This is a genomic window from Enterobacter sp. C3_dUdeg, assembly GCF_057536195.1.
In genome coordinates, this window is the sequence record NZ_BAAKFX010000004.1 from 316,970 (window position 1) to 339,029 (window position 22,060).

Sequence of the window (22,060 nt, forward strand, 5' to 3'; positions counted from 1 at the left end):
GACAATATAAAACACCAGTCAGGTCAGGTTATCCCCAGAACTTTTTCTTTTTTAACATTTGTCAAGCCAGGTAATGATAGTTTTGTGGCAACGGGTGACACTTTCATGACGGGAATTGCTTTTATCTAAGCAATTAAATAATAAACGATATTTTCTAAAGCCGCGTTTCGCGCCAATTTGGGCGTAAGCCGCGTCTTCTCTCGCTTATCGCGTGTTTTCTAACTCTAATGCACATGGTTATCCACAGGAATAGTGGATAACTGCTTCCAGCCCATACAGACTGGCGCTCGGCAAATTCCCGGTTTTTCCCACGAGACGGCAGTAAAAAATTTTTATAGCTATTTTTTGATGATTAACAGTTGCGTCATTCATAACCAGTCGATGGGATCTTGCTCACATTTTCATCATTTTGGGTTCTGCACCACAACTCACCACCTCCAGCACCGTCGCTGTGCAATCCGGTTTTTTATAAACCGCTTTCTGGTGATTCATTCCTAAAAAAGCCGTTTTTTTGAACACTTTTCGGTTTCTGGCAGGGGTTTTGCAGATTCAAACACGAGCCTCACCTACACACATTTTTAAGGAGAAAAAGATGTTGAGTCTGCGTGCTGTGAATCAGTTTTACGGAAGCCAACATACGCTATGGAACGTGAATTTGGATTTTCCGCAAGGGATGTGTACAGGCGTCGTTGGCCTGCCGGGGATGGGGAAAACCACCCTCATGAATTGCATCGCCGGGAGAGTGCCCGTTGAAAGCGGCAGCATCATCTGGCACGAGGCGGGCGCGCCGCCGCGCGACTTGCTTAACCAGCCGCCAGAACCATGCTCAGGACCGGGGATAGGCTATGTCCCGCAGGACAGGCGGATCTTCTCCCAGCTAACGATTGAGGAGAATCTGCATATCGCCATGCGGGCGATGGGGAAACCCAACCCGGAAGCGAAAAGTGACGTTTACGACCTGTTTCCGGCGCTCTACGCATTGCGACAGGCCCGTGCGAACACGCTCTCTCCGGACGATCAGTATCAGCTGGCGCTGGCTAACGCGCTGGTGAACCGTCCGCACCTGCTGATCCTCGATGAGCCCCTGCACGGCGCAGGACACAGCTTCGCCCAGAAGCTGGGGCAGCTGCTGGCGCGCTTAAACCGGGAGTTAGGTATGACGGTGCTATTAGCGGAGCAGCAGCTGTCGTTTATCCGCCGGGTTGCGGACCGTTTCTGCATGCTCTATCGCGGGCGTAACGTGGCGCAGGGCCACGTTAACGAACTGGATGACGAGCTTATCGCGCACTGGATGTCGCGGGAAGCAAGACGCTGAGATCGAGATAACGCCCGGTGTCGGCATTTTCCGCACCCTCAGCAAGCCAGGGAATTTCCCCCAGGCACGGGGCGGGCAGTACGCGCCTGAGCGTCGCCAGATACTCCTGATGTCGTTTACCCGGCGCAACCACGTCGTTGGCTATCCAGCCAGCCAGCGTCAGCCCGGCCTGCTGTACGGCCTGCGCGGTCAACATGGCGTGATTGATGCAGCCCAGCCTGACGCCGACGACCAGAATGACCGGAAGCTGCTCGGCCTGCACCCAGTCAGCAAACGTCTGCGTGTCCGAAAGCGGCGTAAACCAGCCGCCTGCACCTTCCACCAGCACCCAGTCGGCCTGGCTTTCCAGCGTCCGTAACCCGGCTGACAGCACGGTGAAATCAATCGGACGACCTTCGTCAGCGCTGATGATGTGCGGCGAGGTCGGTTCGGCAAAGGTGTACGGATTGACCGCTGAATAGGCGAGTTCAAGGGTGCTGTTACGCTGGAGCGCCAGCGCGTCGGTGTTGCGTAATCCTTCCGCCGTCACCTCGCTGCCGGAAGCAACGGGCTTATATCCGGCGGTGTTTTTTCCGAGCAGTCGTGCCGCCTGCAGCAGCGCCGAGCTGGCCACCGTTTTGCCCACTTCCGTATCCGTGCCGGTAACAAAATAACGTTCAGTCACGTTCGATAATCCCATGAAAAAGTTGATAAGAGAGCGGGAAATGTCCCCGCTGCTGCGGCCAGGCCAGCTCCAGACGCTGCAGCTGGCCCCGGGTCAGCGGTTTTTTCTCCCGTCCGGCGTGCAGGTGCGTGGCGCCGATGCCCTTCAGCGAACGCATAGCGCTGAACGCATCGCCAAAATTGAGGGTGATGGTCTGCACCGTGCTGCGGTAACGCCAGCCTGCCAGCGCCTGCATCACCTGCTCATGCGATAAAAAGCGGTTAGTGTGAGGCTGCTCATCCACCGCTTTCCACGCCTGATTCAGCTCCGGCAGCGAGCTTTCCAGCAGGGTGGTAAAGGCCACCTTCCCGCCCGGTCGCGCCACGCGATAAAGCTCGCGCAAGGCCTGCGGCAGGCTGCTGCACCACTGGACCGCCAGATGACTCCAGACCAGATCGAACTGCGCATCCGCCAGCGGGATCGCCTCGATATCCGCCAGCAGATAATGGTCCGCTGCCTGCCGCTGTCGCGCCTCGTCGAGCATCTGGTCCGAGAGGTCGATAGCCGTGACCTGGCTTCCCGCCCCGCGCCAGTAGCGGCTGTTGCTGCCGGGACCACAGCCCGCGTCCAGCACCTGCGGAAAGCGGTTGTCGCCAAGCGCGGCCAGAAGCCCCTCCGCGCTCTGACGCTGCAGTTCATCGTGCTGAGAATAGCTCTGCGCGGCCCGACCAAATGCCGCCGCGACGGCCTGCTTATTCACCGGCGTCATGGAGCGCCTCCAGCAGCGTCTGGATATCCCGAGCGTCATGCGCCGCCGTCAGGGTTAAACGCAGCCGCGCGGTACCCGGCGGGACCGTTGGCGGGCGAATGGCGGTCACCCACATGCCGCGCTCGCGCAGCGCCTGTGCCAGCGCCAGCGCGCGGCCGTTTTCGCCGACAATCACCGGCTGGATGGCGCTTTGCGAATCGGGACTGTGGAAGGGCAGCGCCGCTAACCCCTTGCGGAAGCGGGAGATATGCTCTGCCAGCCGCTGACGACGTTCATCCCCTTCTGCGCTGCGGATCACCGCCAGCGACGCAGACAGCGCCACGGCCTGCGCCGGGGGCATGCTGGTGCTGTAGATCAGGTGTCGGGCAAACTGCAGCAGATAGTCGGCGACGGACTCGCTGCACAGCACGGCGGCGCCGCTGGCGCCAAAGCCTTTGCCGAAGGTGACGATCAGCAGCTCGGGCTTCACGTTTTGCTGGTATGCGCTGCCGCGACCTTCGTCGCCCATTACGCCAATGCCGTGGGCATCGTCGACCAGCAGCCAGGCGTTTTGCCGCTTTGCTGCCTCGTGCAGCGCGGCAAGCGGCGCGCTGTCGCCGTCCATGCTGAACACCCCTTCCGTAACCGCCAGCTGTTGTCCGTCGCAGGGTTTATCCAGCAGCCCGGCGAGCTGCCCCGCATCGTTATGGGCAAAGCGGCGCAGCTGCGCCGGGCTTAAACTTGCCGCCTCCAGCAGCGAGGCGTGGCTCAGGCGGTCGGCGACAATACGGTCCTCTTTTCCCATCAGGGCGGTAATGACCGCCTGGTTGGCGGCAAAGCCGGAGATGAACAGCAGCGCGCGCGGGTAGCCGAGCCAGTCGGCAAGCGCCTCTTCCAGCGCCTGATGCGCGGTGGTATATCCGCTGACGTGTCCCGAGCCGCCGCTGCCCACGCCAAACCGCTCCGCACCCTGCTGCCAGGCGCGGATGATGGCAGGATGCTGGCTCAGCCCGAGATAGTCGTTGCTGGAGAAATTACAAAACTGCCGCCCCTCGCGGGTAAGAAAACGGCCCGCGCCGTTTTCCACCACCCTGCGAACGCGAAACGCCTCTGCCGCCCGGCGTTCGTCCAGCGCGGTATTAATGCGTGCCTGCCAGGTCATACGGCTGCCGCGTTGTAGAACTGGTCGGTGTCGGCGTTGAAAATCTGCTGCTCCAGCTGCTGCTGTTGCTCGTTATCGCCCGTCAGCACTTCGGTCTGATGCGGGTTAAGCCCCAGCTTGCGGAACAGCTGAACGTCTTTGTCCTCTTCCGGGTTCGGCGTGGTCAGCAGCTTGCAGCCGTAGAAGATGGAGTTGGCTCCGGCCATAAAGCACATCGCCTGGGTCTGCTCGTTCATCTGCTCGCGACCGGCAGAGAGGCGCACGAAAGAGGTCGGCATCATGATGCGCGCCACCGCGATAGTGCGAATAAAATCAAACGCATCCACGTCGTCGTTGTCCGCCAGCGGCGTGCCCTTGACCTTCACCAGCATGTTGATCGGCACGCTTTCCGGCGGGGTCGGCAGGTTCGCCAGCTGCAGCAGCAGGCCCGCGCGGTCTTTCACCGTTTCGCCTAAGCCCACGATACCGCCCGAGCAGACCTTGATCCCCGCGTCACGCACTTTATCCAGCGTGTCCAGACGCTCCTGATAGGTCCGCGTGGTGATGATGTTGCCGTAAAACTCCGGCGAGGTGTCGAGGTTATGGTTGTAGTAGTCCAGCCCCGCCGCAGAGAGGCGCTGCGCCTGCTCCTCGTTCAGCGTGCCGAGCGTCATACAGGCTTCGAGGCCCATCTCCTTCACGCCCTTCACCATCTGCTCCAGATACGGCATGTCGCGATCGTGCGGGTTCTTCCACGCCGCGCCCATGCAGAAGCGGGTTGAACCGGCGTTTTTCGCCTTGCGCGCCGAGTCGAGCACCTGCTCCACCTCCATCAGCCGTTCGGACTCCAGGCCGGTTTTGTAGCGCGCGCTCTGCGGGCAATATTTGCAGTCTTCAGGACAGGCACCGGTTTTGATCGACAGCAGCGTGCTGACCTGAACATGGCGCGGATCGAAGTGCTGACGATGCACCTGTTGGGCTTCGAACATCAGCTCAAGGAAAGGTTTGTTGAATAATTCAGTGACTTGCGACATCGTCCAGCGTGCGTGGTGAGCCATCGGGCTTCTCCAAAGGGTTTTGTTAATTTTCGGTTCGGTTTATACTCGTAAACCTAAAACTTTTCAAAATGGTTTACAAGTCGATTATGACCCAGGACGATCTCGCCTTCGACAAGCAGCATATCTGGCACCCTTACACCTCCACTACCCGCCCTCTTCCCGTTTATCCGGTGGCCTCGGCCCACGGCTGCGAGCTGCACCTCGCCAGCGGCGAACCGCTCGTAGACGGGATGTCTTCGTGGTGGGCGGCCATTCACGGGTACAACCACCCGCGCCTTAATGCGGCGATGAAGGCCCAGATTGACCAGATGTCGCACGTGATGTTTGGCGGAATCACCCATCAGCCCGCGGTGGATTTATGCCGTCGCCTGGTGGCGATGACGCCTGAATCGCTGGAGTGCGTGTTCCTGGCCGATTCCGGCTCCGTGGCGGTGGAAGTGGCGATGAAAATGGCGCTGCAGTACTGGCATGCGAAGGGCGAAACGCGCCAGCGCTTCCTCACCTTCCGCAACGGCTATCACGGGGATACCTTCGGGGCGATGTCGGTGTGCGATCCGGACAACTCCATGCACAGCCTGTGGAAGGGCTATCTGCCGGAAAACCTGTTCGCCCCTGCCCCGCAGAGCCGTTTCGACGGCGAGTGGAACGAGATGGACATGGTCGGTTTCGCGCGGCTGATGGCGGCGCATCGCCATGAAATCGCAGCCGTGATCCTGGAGCCGATTGTGCAGGGCGCAGGCGGAATGCGGATGTACCACCCGGAATGGCTGAGGCGCATTCGCAGGATGTGCGACCGCGAGGGCATTCTGCTGATTGCCGATGAGATCGCCACCGGCTTTGGCCGCACCGGCAGGCTGTTTGCCTGCGAGCATGCGGGCATTGCGCCGGATATTCTGTGTCTGGGTAAAGCGCTGACCGGCGGCACCATGACGCTCTCCGCCACGCTCACGACCCGCCAGGTGGCCGACACCATCAGCGACGGCGAGGCGGGCTGCTTTATGCACGGCCCGACGTTTATGGGTAATCCTCTCGCCTGCGCCGTCGCAAGCGAAAGCCTGGCCATTCTGGAGAGCGGCGAGTGGCAGACGCAGGTTGCAGCGATTGAAGCGCAGCTGAAAGACGAGCTGAGCGCCGCCACGGGCGCGAATTTCGTAGCGGACGTGCGCGTGCTGGGCGCCATCGGCGTGATTGAAACCACCCATCCGGTGAATATGGCGGCGCTGCAGCGCTTCTTCGTTGAGCAGGGCGTCTGGGTGCGGCCTTTCGGCAAGCTTATCTACCTGATGCCGCCGTACAGCATTACGCCGGAGCAGCTGCGTAAATTAACCGACGCGGTTGTAACAGCCGTTAACATTCCCGCGCATTTCACGATGTAACCCTATGCATTACACTTGCTGAACGAGCGATCAACGAGGGTAAACCGTATGAAAATCATCAGTAAAGATCTGCGCGACGGTGAAAAACTGCCGGAACGCCACGTATTCAACGGCATGGGGTATCAGGGAGACAATATCTCCCCGCACCTGGCGTGGGATGAGGTTCCGGCCGGAACCAAAAGCTTTGTCGTGACCTGCTACGACCCGGATGCGCCGACCGGCTCCGGCTGGTGGCACTGGATTGTGGCGAACCTGCCTGCCGACACGCGCGTCCTGCCGCAGGGTTCCGGTTCAGACCTGGTTGCCCTGCCTGAAGGCGCCATTCAGACGCGCACTGACTTTGGTAAAGCGGGCTACGGCGGCGCGGCGCCGCCAAAAGGGGAAACCCACCGCTATATCTTCACGGTGCACGCGCTGGATGTGGAGAAGATTGAGGTCGATGAAGGGGCGAGCGGCGCGATGGTAGGGTTTAACGTGCATTTCCATTCGCTGGGGAGCGCGTCGATTACGGCGATGTATTCATAATAGTGCGGGCTGATGCCCTCACCCCGGCCCTCTCCCACAGGGAGAGGGAGAAAACCGGGCAATTCCCTCTCCCTGTGGGAGAGGGTCAGGGCAAAAAATCACAGCACTGAAGGTAGCAGTCCTACAAGGCTTCCCTCTTCCAGAAGCTGCATCGCCTTATCAATATCCGGCGCAAAGAAGCGGTCGTCATCGTAGTGCGATACGTGCTCGCGCAGCGCATGACGCGCCTGCTCCAGCAGCGGGCTGGATTTTAACCCTTCACGCAGATCGACACCCTGACATGCCGCCAGCCACTCCACCGCCAGCACGCCGCGGGTGTTGGAGGCCATTTCCCAGAGGCGACGCCCGGCAGCCGGCGCCATCGAAACGTGATCTTCCTGGTTCGCTGACGTTGGCAGGCTGTCCACGCTGTGCGGGTGCGACAGGGCTTTGTTCTCGCTCGCCAGCGCCGCCGCGGTCACCTGGGCAATCATAAAGCCCGAGTTGACCCCGCCGTTACGCACCAGGAACGGCGGCAGCTGGGACATATGTTTATCCATCATCAGCGCGATGCGGCGCTCGGACAACGCGCCGACTTCGGCAATCGCCAGGGCGATATTATCCGCCGCCATTGCCACCGGCTCGGCGTGGAAGTTGCCTCCGGAGACCACTTCATTTTCCTGGGCGAACACCAGCGGGTTATCGGACACCGCGTTGGCCTCCACCAGCAGCACTTCTGCCGCCTGACGCAGCTGCGTCAGGCACGCGCCCATCACCTGCGGCTGGCAGCGCAGGGAATACGGATCCTGCACCTTTTCACAGTTGTGGTGTGAATCCGCGATCTCGCTGGTGTCGGTAAGCACGTGACGGTACATCGCGGCGGCATCAATCTGCCCGCGCTGACCGCGCACCTCGTGGATGCGGGCATCGAACGGGCGACGCGAGCCCAGCACGGCTTCGGTGGTCAGCGCACCGCACACCACCGCCGAGGCAAACAGATCTTCCGCTTCAAAGAGGCCGCGCAGCGCGAAAGCGGTCGATGCCTGCGTGCCGTTCAGCAGCGCCAGCCCCTCTTTCGCCGCCAGCGTAATTGGCGTTAATCCGGCTTTTTTCAGCGCCTCCTTCGCAGGAAGCCACTCGCCCTGCCAGCGCGCTTTGCCTTCGCCGAGCAGCAGCAGCGACATGTGCGCCAGCGGCGCAAGATCGCCGGATGCGCCAACGGAACCTTTTGCCGGGATCCACGGATAGACTTCCGCATTGACCAGCTCCATCAGCGCCTGAATCACGCTCAGGCGAATGCCGGAGAAGCCGCGGGCCAGGCTGTTGATTTTGAGCACCATCATCAGACGGACAATCTCATCATCCAGCGGCTGACCCACGCCCGCCGCATGTGACAGCACCAGCGAACGCTGTAAGTTTTCCAGATCGTGTGTCGCGATGCGGGTCTGCGCCAGCAGGCCAAATCCGGTGTTAATCCCGTAGGCGGTGCGCCCTTCGGCAACGATGGCTTCGACGCAGGCGACGCTGTCGTTAATGGCGGCGTGGGCACTTGCATCCAGCGAAAGGGTGACCGGTTTACGCCAGACGTTACGCAGCTGCTTGAGCGTCAGCGAGCCGGGAGTGAGTGTTAATGCGTTCATTAATGCTTTCCTTGTGTGGCAGGGATCATCGGCAGGTTAAGGCCCTGCTCTTTGGCACAGTCAATGGCAATTTCGTAACCCGCATCCGCGTGACGCATCACGCCGGTGGCCGGGTCGTTGTGCAGCACGCGAGCGATACGCGCGGCGGCTTCATCGGTTCCGTCGCAGACGATGACCATCCCGGAATGCTGGGAGAAGCCCATCCCCACGCCGCCGCCGTGGTGCAGCGACACCCAGGTCGCGCCGCTGGCGGTGTTCAGCAGAGCGTTCAGCAGCGGCCAGTCGGAGACCGCATCCGAGCCGTCGCGCATGGCTTCGGTTTCGCGGTTCGGGCTGGCGACGGAGCCGGAGTCCAGGTGATCGCGGCCGATGACGATCGGCGCGGAAACTTCACCGCTGCGCACCATTTCGTTGAAGGCAAGGCCGAGTTTTTGACGCCACTCCAGCCCTACCCAGCAGATACGCGCCGGTAGGCCCTGGAAGTTAATGCGCTCGCGGGCCATGTCCAACCAGCGATGCAGGTGTTCGTCATCGGCGACGATCTCCTTCACTTTGGCGTCGGTTTTGTAGATGTCCTCCGGGTCGCCGGACAGGGCAACCCAGCGGAACGGACCGATGCCGCGGCAGAACAGCGGGCGGATATAGGCAGGAACGAAGCCCGGGAAGTCAAAGGCGTTATTCACGCCCATCTCTTTCGCCATCTGGCGGATGTTGTTGCCGTAGTCGAAGGTCGGAATGCCCATCTGGCTGAAGGCCAGCATGGCGGAGACGTGCTCGGCCATGGAGCGTTTTGCGGCAAGTACCGTGCCTTCCGGGTCGGTTTCCGCTTTTTGCTGATATTCTTCCCACGTCCAGCCTTTTGGCAGGTAACCGTGCAGCGGGTCATGGGCGCTGGTCTGGTCGGTGACCAGATCCGGACGCACGCCGCGGGCGACGAGCTGCGGGAGAATGTCCGCCGCGTTGCCGCACAGGGCAATCGACACCGCTTTGCCTTCGGAGGTGTATTTTTTGATGCGCGCCAGCGCATCGTCCAGATCGGTTGCCTGCTCATCGACGTAGCGGGTGCGCAGACGGAAATCAATGCGGCTCTGCTGGCACTCAATGTTGAGCGAGCACGCGCCGGCAAGCGTGGCGGCCAGCGGCTGCGCGCCGCCCATGCCGCCAAGACCTGCGGTCAATACCCAGCGGCCTTTGAGCGAGCCGTTATAGTGCTGGCGACCGGCTTCCACGAAGGTTTCGTAGGTGCCCTGCACGATCCCCTGGCTGCCAATGTAGATCCAGCTACCCGCGGTCATCTGGCCATACATCGCCAGCCCTTTCGCGTCCAGTTCGTTGAAGTGTTCCCACGTCGCCCAGTGCGGCACGAGGTTAGAGTTAGCGATCAGCACGCGCGGCGCGTTTTTGTGCGTTTTGAACACGCCAACCGGCTTGCCGGACTGCACCAGCAGGGTTTCGTCGTGTTCGAGTTCGGTCAGGGATTTTACAATTGCGTCATAGCATTCCCAGTTGCGCGCGGCGCGGCCTATGCCGCCGTAGACCACCAGCTCGTGGGGGTTTTCCGCCACCTCAGGGTCGAGGTTGTTCATCAACATGCGCAGCGGGGCTTCGGTGAGCCAGCTTTTGGCGGTAAGCGTGGTGCCGCGCGCGGCGCGGACGTCCTGCTGGCGGTATTTACCTGACGACATTGTGTGCTCCTCATAGGGGACAGATGATGCATTTAGATATACTTGTATAGACAAGCACACACAAGGTCAGATTTAACAAAAAAGATACAATTTTGTTATATTGCGTTAGCGATCACGCTTATAAAACTTATGACATGAAGTGGCCCTGCAGCCGGTAGCGATTCCCCGGGAAAAGCAGCCGGGCATGCGACACAATGTGCGACGAGGACCAGGTTCGACGGCGGATCAGCAGGCACGGATCGTGCTCTTTAATGCGTAGCCTTTCGCACTCCTGCGGCGTGGCGCGCACGGCCTCCACAATGTGCTCCCCTTCCGTCAGCGGTGCGACGAGCGAGAGATAGGCATGCGGCGTGGTCTGGGTGTAATCCTGGTTCAGATAGTCCGGTATCCGCTCAGCGTTCACGCAGCGATCTTCAATCTGCACCGGAATGTCGTTTTCGAAATGCACCATCACGGAGTGGAAAATGCGGCTTCCCTCCTTGACGTTAAGCTCTGTGGCCTGCTCGGCGCTGGCCTGGGTCTCTTCGAGCACCAGCACCTCACAGCGGTGCTGATGATTACGCGCGGCTATCTCGTCCGCAATGCTGCGGATTTCAAACAGCGCCGACTGTCCTTTCGGTTCCGCCACAAACGTCCCCACGCCCTGCAGGCGCACCAGAAGCCCTTCGTCGGTCAGCTCGCGCAGCGCCCGGTTGACGGTCATCCGGCTAAAACCAAACTGCGCTACCAGCTCGGCCTCCGAAGGAATGCGATCGTGCGGGCGCCAGACGCCGGTAGCGATTTTTTCGCTAATTGCCTGCTTCACCTTTTCATAGAAAGGCGCGGGAGGGCTCGACTGCGGCAGAGGTGAGCGTGAAAACATCGTGACTCCTTGAATAGTGTTATGCCCACCAGTGAGCAATTTGCCAGGCCAGGCGGGCGGCGAGCTTAGCGCCCTGCCCGTCCCGATCGTACTGCGGGTTAAACTCTACCAGATCGGCGGCCTGTAGCTTACCGCTACGGCAGATTTGTTCGATAACCAGGAGAAGATCCAGCGCCGGTATGCCTAACGCAGCCGGTGCGGACACGGCAGGCATTTCGCTGGCGGGCAGGACGTCCAGGTCGATCGTCAGATAGATACGATCGGCCTGCGCCAGCACCCTTTCCAGGGCGGATAGCGCATCGCGCCTGAAATGGAGATCTTCCACCAGCGTGACGTTCAGGCGTTCGGCCTCATCCCACAGCGCCAGCGTGTTCGCCGCCCGGCTCACGCCAAGGCAGGCGTAGTGAAATTCCCGCCCGCGCTCATCGCAGTAGCGCGCCAGCTGGCGAAACGGGGTGCCGGATGTGGCCCGGTCGGCCTTGCGCAGATCGAGATGGGCATCAAGGTTGATAATGACAACCCGCTCGTTCGGGAAGGCGTCCAGCACGCCGCGACCGTGCGCCCACGCGGTTTCGTGCCCGCCGCCAAACACCAGCGTCCGCATCCCGGACTGCTGACAGGCCGTGACGGCATCGCTTAACGCCTGCTGTGCCGCTTCCAGCTCGCCGCCTTCAACGTACACCGAGCCCATATCCGCCAGCCGATCATGTCCCTGATGGCTTGCCATATTTGCCAGCGCCTTTCGCAGCATATCCGGTGCCTGCACGGCGCCGGGCCTGCCCTGATTGCGTTTTACCCCTTCATCACATTCAAAACCTATCAGCGCGATGCCGGATGAAAGCGGCGTGAACTGGCCCTGCTGCTTTATCGTCTGGAAAATGCGCTTTGCACTGCTGGCCTCGGCGCTGTCATCGCGCCCCTGCCAGACGGTTTCGGCTACGGGCCGCCATAACCTCATACTGCCTCCCCACGGAAAATACGTTGATACAGCGGATTGCGTCCCGGCTCGTAGACCATCTCAACCGGATGATGTGCATCCCAGACGATAAAATCGGCGACAAACCCTGCCCTGAGCTGTCCGTGGGTTGCGCCACGGCCCAGCGCCTGCGCGGCATGCCGCGTGACGCCAGCCCAGGCTTCTTCCGGAGTCAGGCCAAACTGGACGCAGGCCATGTTCATCGCCAGGTGCAGGCTCGCAAACGGGCTGGTGCCGGGGTTATAGTCGGTGGCGACGGCCATCGGCACGCCCTGTTTTCTGAGCTGTTCAACCGGTGGACGCTGGCGCTCCTGAAGAAAATAGAACGCACCCGGCAACAGGACGGCAACCGTGCCGCTTTCCGCCATCGCCTGAACGCCTGCGTCGTCGAGATACTCAATATGATCGGCGGAAAGGCCCTTATACTGGCTGACCAGCGCCGCGCCGCCCTGATTCGACAGCTGCTCGACATGCCCTTTCACCGGGATACCGAGCGCGGCGGCGGCCTTGAAGAGGCGCTCGGTTTGCGACGGGGTAAAGCCGACGTTTTCACAAAACACGTCGACTGCTTCATATAACTCTTTTTGCCACAGCGTGGGCAGTATCTGCTCACAGACCAGCGTGAGGTAAGCATCCGGATCCTGCCGGTATTCCGGCGGAACCGCATGGGCCGCCAGCAGCGTTGGGCTGATATCGATCGGATTATTGAGACCCAGCTGGCGGGCAACCTGCAGCATCTTCTCTTCGGCCTCGGCGTTGAGCCCGTATCCCGATTTGATTTCAACGGTCGTCACGCCTTCATTCATGAGACGCTGGAGCCGCTGCTGCGCCAGTTTCAGCAAGGTTTCGGCTGAGCTGCTGCGCGTCGCCGTCACGGTAGCGTTAATCCCGCCCCCCTGGGCGCTGATGGTTTGATAAGAGACGCCGTTCAGACGCTGCTCCCACTCCGCCGCGCGGTCGCCGCCAAATACCAGGTGGGTGTGGCAGTCAATCAGGCCAGGCGTGACCAGACGTCCCTGAAGATCGACACAGTGACGGTGTCCGGAAGGAATGTCAGATTCAGGGATCGCGGCCAGAATAGTGTGGCCGCGCACGACCAGGGCGTGTTGCTCTTTCAGTCCATAAGGCGCAGGTACGTCCGGCGCCATCGTAGCCAGTCGCGCATTTCGCCATATTACATCGTCGGGATGAATCTGCTGCATGGGGCATTCCACTTGTCTTAGGTTGTATAGACATTTATTTGCATCCACCGTCCACTGTCAACCGCCTTGACGGAAAATGTTATTTATTTGTGATCACCTACCTGCCGCTCCGGGGCTAAAAATGCAACTTTTACCCTTTTTATCTTCCCGTTTCGCTCAACTTAGTATAAAAAAGCAGGCTATTTCGTCTATCCCGTTTAAGACTTGCATACCCAGGAGCTCTACCTTGAACATTTCCAGGATTTCCCGTCTGGCGTTAGCACTCGCCTTTGGCGTGACCTTATCCGCATGCAGTTCAACACCACCGGATCAGCGCCCTTCTGAGCAGGTTGCGCCCGGTACCGCCTCCCGCCCGATTTTGTCCGCTGATGAAGCGAAGAACTTCGATCGTGCGCACTACTTCTCGGCGATGGATCCTAACGCTGCGCCGTGGACACCGTCGTCTATCAACCTGCCTAAACAGCCTGACTTCGTGGTTGGCCCGGCGGGTGCGCAGGGCGTAACGCATACCTCTATTCAGGCTGCGGTTGATGCTGCCATCACTAAACACAGCGCGTCTCGCCAGTACATCGCGATCCTGCCGGGTGAATATGAAGGCACCGTGTATGTTCCGGCGGCCCCAGGCAGCATTACGCTTTACGGTCTGGGCGAAAAAGCGATCGACGTAAAAATTGGCCTGGCGATTGATTCCGAAATCGACAGCAACACCTGGCGTCACCTGGTGAACCCGGCCGGTAAATATATGCCGGGTAAACCGGCGTGGTACATGTTTGATAACTGCCAGAGCAAGCGTTCCGCCACCATTGGCGTGATGTGCTCGGCGGTATTCTGGTCTCAGAATAACGGTCTGCAGCTGCAGAACCTGACCATTCAGAATACCCTGGGCGACAGCGTTGATGCCGGCAGCCACCAGGCCGTTGCGCTGCGTAGCGATGGCGATAAGGTGCAGATTAATAATGTCAACATTCTGGGCCGTCAGAACACCTTCTTCGTGACCAACAGCGGCGTGCAGAACACCCTGCAGAATAACCGTCTGACCCGTACTCTGGTGACCAACAGCTACGTTGAAGGTGACGTGGATCTGGTGTCCGGTCGCGGCGCGGTGGTGTTTGATAATACCGATTTCCGCGTGGTGAACTCACGCACCCAGCAGGAAGGTTACGTGTTTGCTCCGGCAACCCAGTCTAACCTCTTCTACGGCTTCCTGGCCGTGAACAGCCGCTTTAACGCTGCCGGTGACGGCGTGGCGCAGCTGGGACGCTCCCTGGACGTGGACTCTGCGACCAACGGTCAGGTCGTGATCCGCGACAGCGTGATCAATGAAGGCTTCAACATGGCGAAGCCGTGGGCTGATGCCGCGATCTCCAAACGTCCATTCTCCGGCAATACCGGTGCGGTGGATGATAAAGGGAACGTGCAGCGCAACCTGAACGACGCTAACTTCAACCGCATGTGGGAATACAACAACCGCGGTCTGGGTAGCAAAGTGGTTGCTGAGCCGAAGCAGTAAGCTGTTTTGCCCGGTGGCGCTGCGTTTACCGGGCATAAAAAAACCTCGCATTCGCGAGGTTTTTTGTTTTTAGCCTCTTAGTGAGCGTTTACCACGACCCACATTGGCCCCTGGCCTACGGCGTAACGCCCTTTCTCTTCCAGCAGCCCCTGCTCGCCTTTAATTTCATACAGCGCGATGTGGTGGGATTTCTGCCCCGCCGCAATCAGGTATTTACCGCTGTGATCGATATTAAAGCCGCGCGGCTGGGTTTCCGTTGGCTGCAACCCTTCAATCGCCAGTACGCTGCCGTCTTCAGAGACGCTAAAGACGGTAATCAGGCTGGAGGTACGGTCGCAGGCGTACAGATGTCGACCATTTGGCGTAATGTGGATATCCGCCGCCCAGCGGGTATCGGAGAAATCAGACGGCATCATGTCCAGCGTCTGCACGCACTCAATCTGACCGTTTGGATCTTTCAGCTCCCATACGTCCACAGAGCTGTTCAGCTCATTGACCACGTAGGCGTACTGCTGGTTCGGATGGAAGACCATATGACGCGGACCGGCGCCTTCAACGGTAGTCACTTCGGCAGGATTCTGCGCCACCAGGTGACCATCGTCGCTCAGGGTGAACAGGCAGATACGATCCTGCTTCAGCGCAGGCACCCACAGCGTGCGGTTATCCGGAGAGATATTCGCCGAGTGGCAGCCTTCAAGCCCTTCCACCACATCCACGGTTTCGACCGGAATACCATCTTCCAGACGCGTTACGCTGACGCAGCCCGCGTTATAAGAGCCGCTGAAGACAAAGTTGCCTTTACGATCGGTCGAGATATGGGTTGGGCTGCCCGGCAACGGGGCTTCGGCAGTGTACGTCAGCGCACCATCGTCCGGAGAAATGCGATAGGCCAGCACGCGGAACTCCGGGCGCACACCCACGTACAAGAAACGTTTATCCGGGCTGATGACCATCGGTTGCACCTGGCCTGGCACATCAACAACCTGAACCAGCGTGAGTGTCCCTTCGGTATTTAGACGCCAGACGTGGATCTGCTGGCTTTCAGGACTGGCGGTATAAACGGTTTGTTTCATGAATATTCACTCCTCACTGCGCATGAAAGTAGTTAACTTTTGACGGTGAATGCTGAATTGTCGACAGGAGTTTTGAAGCGTTCGCCTCTCGGTGTACCATCCCATCAAAACGTAAATTCAATATTAACCCGGGAAAACAGATGACCTCGCGTGTGATTGCTCTGGATTTAGACGGTACCTTACTGACGCCGCAAAAAACCCTTCTCCCCTCCTCCCTTGAGGCGCTAAAACGCGCGCAGGAAGTGGGATATCAACTCCTTATCGTAACGGGTCGACATCACGTTGCCATTCACCCTTTTTATCAGGCACTGGCGTTAGATACACCTGCAATTTGTTGTAATGGCACTTATTTGTATGATTATCAGGCAAAAAAGGTTTTAGAATCCGACCCGCTGCCGGTTCCCCAGGCGCTGCAGCTGATCGATCTGCTGGATGAGCATGCCGTTCACGGCCTGATGTACGTGGATAACGCGATGGTGTACGAGCGCCCTACAGGCCACGTGGTGCGCACCAGCAACTGGGCGTTGTCCCTGCCTGAAGCGCAGCGTCCGGTCTTTACCCAGGTTTCCTCCCTGCGTCAGGCAGCCCAGGACGTTGAGGCTATCTGGAAATTCGCCCTGACCGATGAAGACACCACCAAACTGAATACCTTCGCAAAACACGTGGAACAAACGCTGGGTCTGGAGTGCGAATGGTCCTGGCATGACCAGGTGGATATTGCCCGCAAAGGCAACAGCAAAGGCAAGCGCCTGACGCAGTATGTGGAATCACAGGGCGGGTCGATGCGTGACGTGATCGCCTTCGGCGACAACTACAACGACATCAGCATGCTGGAAGCCGCCGGTACCGGCGTGGCGATGGGCAATGCCGACGACGCGGTAAAAGCCCGCGCCAACGTGGTGATTGGCGACAACACCACCGACAGCATCGCGCAGTACATTTATACCCACCTGCTGTAATCAGGCGGTAATCGAGACGCTCTTAATTTGCGCGTAAAGCCACAGGCCGGGTTTGATCCCTAACTCATCCCTCGCCCACGGGCTGATGCGCGCCCAGAGCGTCCTGCTGCCGACTTCAAGCTTCACTTCCACCTGCCCGTTATCATCAAAACACTCCGCCACTTTGGCGCGCAGAATATTTCGAATACTGGTTTGCAGCGGCGGCTGCAGCACCAGCGAGACGTCCGACGCCTGGATGCGAATTCGCAGCGCGGACTGTAGCGGTTTGTCGATCTTATTGACCCACAGATGCTGGTCGCCCAGCGCCAGGGCGGTCATCGCGTAGTGCGGGTGATGTTCCAGAACGCTCACTTTCAGGATGCTGCTCTGCTGTTCCCTGGGTAACCAGGGGTGCATTACGCTGCTGCCCCACACCTCTTCCAGGTTGCCGAAGGCCTTCACGCTGCCCTCTTCCAGCACCAGCACCTTGTCGGCCAGATGGAGGATCTCATCCAGCGAATGGCTAACGTAGAGCATCGGAATATTAATTTCGCGCGTCAGTCGCTGTAGATAAGGCAGAAGTTCGCGTTTACGCGGAATATCGAGCGAGGCCAGCGGCTCGTCGAGCAGCAGCAGCTCCGGGGCGGTCAGCAACGCGCGGCCAATGGCCACACGCTGTTTTTCTCCGCCGGAAAGCGAGGATGGCAGCCTGTCGAGCAGAGGCTCAATGCCTAAAAGCGTCACCAGCTTGTCAAACTGCCCGGCCATGCTTTTCGCCATGCCGTAACGCAGGTTGCCGCGCACGCTGTAGTGCGGGAACAGGCGCGCGTCCTGGAAAACATAGCCGATGCGGCGTTTATCCGGCGAGAGGTAAATTTTGTTCTCCACGTCATTCAGGACGCGGTCATTCAGGACAATACGGCCTGACTGCGGGCGGGTCAGGCCGCTGATGGCATTAATCAGCGACGTTTTTCCCGCCCCCGACACGCCAAAGATAGCGGTGATTCCGCTTGCCGGCAGCGTCTCGTTAAGCGTCAGGGTATGGTTTCCCAGCGTCTGGGTGAAATGGAGTTCCAGCATGCTTATTTCCCCATCCGCTCGCGGCTGAGCCGCGCCAGCCATTCAGACACCATCAGCGATGCCAGCGCCAGCACAATTGAAATAATACACAGCCGCGCCGCCGCGCCTTCACCGCCCGGCGTTTGAATCAGGGTATACATTGCCGACGGGATGGTTCGCGTCTCGCCGGGGATGTTCGACACAAAGGTGATCGTCGCGCCAAACTCGCCCAGCGAGCGGGCGAAGGCCAGCACCGTCCCGACAATAATGCCCGGCAGCGTGAGCGGAAGCGTGATGGTGAAAAAGACGCGCCAGCGCCCTGCGCCCAGCGTGCGGGCCGCCTGTTCGAGCTTCATGTCCACGCCTTCCAGCGCGAGGCGTATCGCCCTCACCATCAGCGGAAATGACATCACCGCCGCCGCCAGTACCGCACCGCGCCAGCTAAACGCAAACGTCAGCCCAAACCAGTCGTAGAGCTTCTCGCCGATAAAACCGCGTCGCCCCATCGAAATCAGCAGCAGGTAACCGACCACCACGGGCGGCAAAACGAGCGGAAGATGCAGCACGCTGTCGAGCAGCGTTTTGCCGGGAAACTGACAGCGAACCAGTAGCCAGGCAAAGAAGATCCCAAAGGGCAAGCTCAGCGCAACCGCCAGGGAAGAGACTTTCAGGCTCAGCAGAACAGCCTGCCATTCAGGATCGGTCAATATCATCAGTGAGTCGTAAATCCATAACGTTTAAAGATTGCGGACGCCTCCGGCCCTTTCAGGTAATCGCGGAAGGCCGTCACGGCCGCATTTTTATGTCCATCAACAATCGCAACAGGATATTCCACTTTCTTGTGGGAGTCTTCCGGGAACGTTGCGACCACTTTTACACCTTTACTGGCAACGGCATCAGAGCCATACACAATGCCCAGCGGGGCTTCGTTGCGTTCTACCAGCGCCAGCGCGCCGCGCACGTCTTCCGCCGGGGCCAGCTTCGGTGACAATGTCTCCCATGCACCCAGCTTTTGCAGCGCTTCTTTGGCATAAATCCCGGCCGGAACGTGCTCCGGGTCGCCCACGGCCAGACGGCCACCGTTCAGCAGGCTCGTCCAGTGGGTCTCTTTGTTGATGGTGAAGTCCGCCTGCGCGCTGGCTTTTGGCGCCACGACAACCAGGCTATTCCCCAGCAGCGTTTCGCGGGTTGTGGCATCAATCGATTTCTTCTCCGTCGCGTAGTCCATCCACTTCTGGTCAGCCGAGATGAACAGATCCGCCGGTGCGCCCGCTTCTATCTGGCGCGCCAGCGTCGAGGAAGAGGCAAAAGAGGAGACCACCTCGACGTTTTTCTCTTTTTTATACGCCGCCGCGATGTCCTGCAGCGCGTTGGTCAGCGACGCCGCGGCAAAGACGGTGATTTTACCCTCGTCCGCCAGCGCGTGTCCGGTAAGTGAAAGCGTCAGCGTTGCCCCTGCGAAAAGGCGTATCCATGAACGTGCCATCTGTAACTCCTGTGAGTAGCGTTATATACATCTTAATATAACGATTACGTCAGGGAGATCCCAGCGTTTAATCGTAACGCTGAAGGGGTAAACCGGTGTGATGCGTTAAATAATATCGGCGTAGACGGGAAAATCTTGAGAGCAAAACGCCCGGACTGGCCGGGCGTTTTGTGGGGAATCAATGCTGCTTTTTAGCCTGGTCTTTGTGACCAATGTTCGAAAAGACGTTGAACACTTCACCCAGGCCGTAGATGGCACCGAGGATGATGGCCATCACTACTGGTACCATGATCACGGCGAATACCAGACTTTTCAACAACTCTAACATGGTTTTCTCCAGATATTGTGAACGGCTCATTCTACCCTTTCAAGTGAGAAAAACATCCCCTTTTGTGCGGTACCCTTTGCGCCCTGCACCATTTAGGCCACAATACTCTTTTTGCCAGGACACTGTTATGCAGGCCGAAATTCTTCTCACTCTACGACTTCAGCAAAAGCTTTTCGCCGATCCGCGACGTATCGCCCTGCTTAAACAAATAGAACAAACGGGCTCAATTAGCCAGGGGGCGAAAAACGCGGGCATCAGCTACAAAAGTGCCTGGGACGCCATCAACGAAATGAACACCCTGAGCGAACACCCGCTGGTGGACAGAGCCACAGGCGGCAAAGGCGGCGGCGGTGCGATCGTGACGCGCTATGGCCAGCGCCTTATTCAGCTTTACGATCTGCTGGCCCAGATCCAGCAAAAGGCGTTCGATGTGTTGAGCGACGACGATAACGTTCCGCTGGACAGCTTGCTGGCCGCCATTTCCCGCTTCTCGTTACAAACCAGCGCCCGCAACCAGTGGTTTGGAACGGTGACGGCGCGCGACAATCTGCAGGTACAGCAGCATATTGAGATCCTGCTTGCCGATGGCACCACCCGTCTGAAAGCCGCAATAACGGCGCAGAGCGCAGAGCGCCTTGAGCTCGATGAAGGTAAAGAGGTGCTGGTGCTGCTGAAAGCGCCGTGGGTCAATATCACGCGCGATCCCAACGCCGCAAAGGCGGCCGATAACCAGCTCCAGGGCGCTATTAGCCATATCGAACGCGGCCAGGCGCAGTGCGAAGTGCTGATGACCCTCGCAGACGGGCAACCGCTTTGCGCGACGATACCGCTTAGCGAAGCGGACGGTTTAGAAGAAGGTTCTGTCGTTACCGCCTGGTTCAACGCAGACCGGGTGATTATCGCCACATTGTGCTGAGCGCATTGACAATCGCGCCGACAGTGCGTATCCCTGATATCTGTTGCTGCAAAAACAGGGATAAACCATGTCATCATTGCATATTTCGCAAGGCACGTTTCGTCTTAGCGATACCCGAACGCTGACGATTGCTGATTTAACGATACGCGCGGGTGAAAGCTGGGCGTTTGTCGGCACTAACGGCAGCGGTAAATCCGCGCTGGCCCGTGCGCTGGCCGGCGAGCTCCCCCTCCTCAAGGGCGAAAGCCAGGGCGACTTTACGCGCCTGACGCGCCTGTCATTTGAACAATTGCAAAAGCTGGTAAGCGACGAGTGGCAGCGCAATAACACTGATTTACTCAGCCCTGGCGAAGAAGATACCGGCCGTACGACGGCGGAAATTATTCAGGATGAGGTAAAAGATCCCGCCCGCTGTCAGCGCCTGGCAGAACGGTTCGGCATCACCGCCCTGCTGAACCGGCGCTTTAAATACCTTTCTACCGGCGAGACGCGAAAAACGCTGCTTTGCCAGGCGCTGATGAGCGAGCCCGAGCTGCTTATCCTCGACGAACCGTTTGACGGCCTTGACGTGCAGTCCCGTGCGCAGCTGGCGGCCCTGCTGGAGTCGCTTAATCAGCAGGGATATACCCTGGTTTTGGTGCTTAACCGCTTCGATGAAATTCCGGACTTTATTCAGCACGCGGGCGTACTGGCCGACTGTAACCTGACCGAGACCGGTGAAAAAACAGCGCTGCTCAAGCAGGCGCTCATTGCCCAGCTCGCGCACAGTGAACAACTCGACGGAATTACGCTTCCGGAACCTGACGCCCCTTCGGCCCGCCACGCGCTCGATCCCCACCAGCCGCGCATCGTGCTGCGGGATGGGATGGTCTCTTATGACGATCGCCCGATCCTCAACCGTCTTAGCTGGACGGTCAATCCCGGCGAACACTGGCAGATTATCGGCCCTAACGGCGCGGGAAAATCCACGCTGCTGAGCCTGATAACCGGCGATCACCCGCAGGGCTATAGCAACGATCTGACGCTGTTTGGTCGGCGTCGCGGCAGCGGCGAAACCATCTGGGATATTAAAAAACATATCGGCTACGTCAGCAGCAGCCTGCATCTGGATTACCGGGTCAGTACCACGGTACGCAACGCGATCCTTTCCGGGTATTTTGATTCCATCGGTATTTATCAGGCGGTGTCGGACAAACAGCAAAAGCTGGCCCAACAGTGGCTGGATATTCTGGGCATGGACAACCGGGTCGCTGACGCGCCGTTTCATAGTCTGTCGTGGGGGCAGCAGCGTCTGGCCCTGATCGTTCGCGCGCTGGTGAAACACCCTACGCTTCTGATCCTCGACGAACCGCTGCAGGGACTCGATCCGCTGAATCGCCAGCTTATCCGCCGCTTTGTGGACGTGCTGATTAGCGAAGGTGAAACGCAGCTGCTGTTCGTTTCACATCATGCCGAAGATGCCCCCGCCTGCATCACGCATCGCCTGGAGTTTGTGCCGGACGGTGAGGGTTATCGCTATCTTCTCAGCAACGTCGATTAACCGTGGAGGGCTCTGCCCTCCTCTTTTTCAGATAACTTGCATCAATACATCGCTATCTCT

21 protein-coding genes are annotated in these 22,060 nt (G+C 59.1%); 7 read left to right on the forward strand and 14 right to left on the reverse strand.

The window, feature by feature from the left end:
- Positions 1–592 precede the first annotated feature (592 nt).
- A complete protein-coding gene (locus AC27FC_RS13550) occupies positions 593–1,315 on the forward strand; it encodes an ABC transporter ATP-binding protein (protein ID WP_167818310.1) in 723 nt (240 codons plus the stop codon).
- On the opposite strand, the gene bioD is transcribed toward AC27FC_RS13550, so the two are convergent.
- Genes bioD through bioB form a run of 4 tightly spaced genes read right to left on the reverse strand, consistent with a single transcriptional unit; the run spans position 1,278 to position 4,905 of the window.
- Positions 1,278–1,979 carry a dethiobiotin synthase gene (gene bioD, locus AC27FC_RS13555; RefSeq protein ID WP_167818311.1) on the reverse strand — a complete coding sequence of 234 codons (702 nt, stop codon included), beginning with the start codon at positions 1,977–1,979 and terminating at the stop codon, positions 1,278–1,280. The two genes, AC27FC_RS13550 and bioD, sit on opposite strands and share 38 nt — an antisense overlap.
- On the reverse strand, positions 1,972–2,727 hold the full coding sequence (bioC, locus tag AC27FC_RS13560) for a malonyl-ACP O-methyltransferase BioC (RefSeq protein WP_196354691.1): 756 nt from the start codon (positions 2,725–2,727) through the stop codon (positions 1,972–1,974). Before bioC ends, bioD begins: the two co-directional genes overlap by 8 nt.
- Complete coding sequence (gene bioF / locus AC27FC_RS13565; RefSeq protein ID WP_196354692.1) at positions 2,711–3,868, reverse strand: 8-amino-7-oxononanoate synthase; 1,158 nt, start codon at positions 3,866–3,868, stop codon at positions 2,711–2,713. The genes bioC and bioF overlap by 17 nt, the downstream gene beginning before the upstream one ends.
- Positions 3,865–4,905, reverse strand: coding sequence for a biotin synthase BioB (gene bioB / locus AC27FC_RS13570; protein ID WP_033144975.1), 1,041 nt, complete (start codon positions 4,903–4,905; stop codon positions 3,865–3,867). Before bioB ends, bioF begins: the two co-directional genes overlap by 4 nt.
- Positions 4,906–4,991: 86 nt before the next feature.
- On the opposite strand from bioB, the gene bioA reads away from it, so the two are divergent.
- Both bioA and AC27FC_RS13580 read left to right on the forward strand, forming a co-directional pair.
- Positions 4,992–6,281 (forward strand): adenosylmethionine--8-amino-7-oxononanoate transaminase, encoded by a 1,290-nt coding sequence (gene bioA, locus AC27FC_RS13575; protein WP_400457444.1) that lies wholly within the window; start codon positions 4,992–4,994, stop codon positions 6,279–6,281.
- Between the two features lie 48 nt (positions 6,282–6,329).
- Positions 6,330–6,806 (forward strand): kinase inhibitor, encoded by a 477-nt coding sequence (locus AC27FC_RS13580; RefSeq protein ID WP_008501131.1) that lies wholly within the window; start codon positions 6,330–6,332, stop codon positions 6,804–6,806.
- Between the two features lie 98 nt (positions 6,807–6,904).
- Here the strand turns inward: AC27FC_RS13580 and hutH are convergent, their stop codons facing one another.
- The 5 genes from hutH to hutI form a co-directional block, all read right to left on the reverse strand.
- The gene (hutH, locus tag AC27FC_RS13585; protein ID WP_196354694.1) at positions 6,905–8,425 is read right to left on the reverse strand and encodes a histidine ammonia-lyase; all 1,521 of its coding nucleotides are present in this window, start codon (positions 8,423–8,425) and stop codon (positions 6,905–6,907) included.
- Positions 8,425–10,110, reverse strand: coding sequence for a urocanate hydratase (gene hutU / locus AC27FC_RS13590; protein ID WP_196354695.1), 1,686 nt, complete (start codon positions 10,108–10,110; stop codon positions 8,425–8,427). Before hutU ends, hutH begins: the two co-directional genes overlap by 1 nt.
- Before the next feature lie 127 nt (positions 10,111–10,237).
- The gene (locus AC27FC_RS13595; protein ID WP_023310841.1) at positions 10,238–10,972 is read right to left on the reverse strand and encodes a histidine utilization repressor; all 735 of its coding nucleotides are present in this window, start codon (positions 10,970–10,972) and stop codon (positions 10,238–10,240) included.
- A 19-nt stretch (positions 10,973–10,991) separates the two neighbouring features.
- Positions 10,992–11,930, reverse strand: coding sequence for a formimidoylglutamase (gene hutG, locus AC27FC_RS13600; protein ID WP_196354696.1), 939 nt, complete (start codon positions 11,928–11,930; stop codon positions 10,992–10,994).
- Complete coding sequence (hutI, locus tag AC27FC_RS13605; RefSeq protein WP_096150609.1) at positions 11,927–13,150, reverse strand: imidazolonepropionase; 1,224 nt, start codon at positions 13,148–13,150, stop codon at positions 11,927–11,929. The genes hutG and hutI overlap by 4 nt, the downstream gene beginning before the upstream one ends.
- A 226-nt stretch (positions 13,151–13,376) precedes the next feature.
- Between hutI and AC27FC_RS13610 the strand changes: the two genes are divergently transcribed.
- Positions 13,377–14,660, forward strand: a complete 1,284-nt coding sequence (locus AC27FC_RS13610; protein ID WP_033144970.1) for a putative acyl-CoA thioester hydrolase — start codon at positions 13,377–13,379, stop codon at positions 14,658–14,660.
- A 77-nt stretch (positions 14,661–14,737) separates the two neighbouring features.
- On the opposite strand, the gene pgl is transcribed toward AC27FC_RS13610, so the two are convergent.
- Positions 14,738–15,733 carry a 6-phosphogluconolactonase gene (gene pgl, locus AC27FC_RS13615; RefSeq protein WP_487160231.1) on the reverse strand — a complete coding sequence of 332 codons (996 nt, stop codon included), beginning with the start codon at positions 15,731–15,733 and terminating at the stop codon, positions 14,738–14,740.
- Positions 15,734–15,873: 140 nt separating this feature from the next.
- On the opposite strand from pgl, the gene AC27FC_RS13620 reads away from it, so the two are divergent.
- Positions 15,874–16,692: a pyridoxal phosphatase gene (locus AC27FC_RS13620; protein ID WP_126795114.1), complete on the forward strand. Its 819-nt coding sequence runs from the start codon at positions 15,874–15,876 to the stop codon at positions 16,690–16,692.
- On the opposite strand, the gene modC is transcribed toward AC27FC_RS13620, so the two are convergent.
- The 4 genes from modC to AC27FC_RS13640 form a co-directional block, all read right to left on the reverse strand.
- Complete coding sequence (gene modC / locus AC27FC_RS13625; protein WP_029742082.1) at positions 16,693–17,751, reverse strand: molybdenum ABC transporter ATP-binding protein ModC; 1,059 nt, start codon at positions 17,749–17,751, stop codon at positions 16,693–16,695.
- 2 nt (positions 17,752–17,753) lie between these two features.
- Complete coding sequence (modB, locus tag AC27FC_RS13630; RefSeq protein WP_032641645.1) at positions 17,754–18,443, reverse strand: molybdate ABC transporter permease subunit; 690 nt, start codon at positions 18,441–18,443, stop codon at positions 17,754–17,756.
- Entirely contained in the window at positions 18,443–19,216 is a 774-nt protein-coding gene (modA, locus tag AC27FC_RS13635) for a molybdate ABC transporter substrate-binding protein (RefSeq protein WP_087822196.1), read from the reverse strand. Before modA ends, modB begins: the two co-directional genes overlap by 1 nt.
- A gap of 178 nt (positions 19,217–19,394) precedes the next feature.
- Complete coding sequence (locus tag AC27FC_RS13640) at positions 19,395–19,544, reverse strand: AcrZ family multidrug efflux pump-associated protein (protein WP_023310811.1); 150 nt, start codon at positions 19,542–19,544, stop codon at positions 19,395–19,397.
- A gap of 127 nt (positions 19,545–19,671) precedes the next feature.
- Here AC27FC_RS13640 and modE point away from each other — a divergent pair, with 127 nt between their 5' ends.
- Complete coding sequence (modE, locus tag AC27FC_RS13645) at positions 19,672–20,460, forward strand: molybdenum-dependent transcriptional regulator (RefSeq protein WP_033144964.1); 789 nt, start codon at positions 19,672–19,674, stop codon at positions 20,458–20,460.
- A 67-nt stretch (positions 20,461–20,527) separates the two neighbouring features.
- Positions 20,528–22,000, forward strand: coding sequence for a molybdate ABC transporter ATP-binding protein ModF (gene modF / locus AC27FC_RS13650; protein ID WP_196354697.1), 1,473 nt, complete (start codon positions 20,528–20,530; stop codon positions 21,998–22,000).
- Positions 22,001–22,060: the final 60 nt, after the last annotated feature.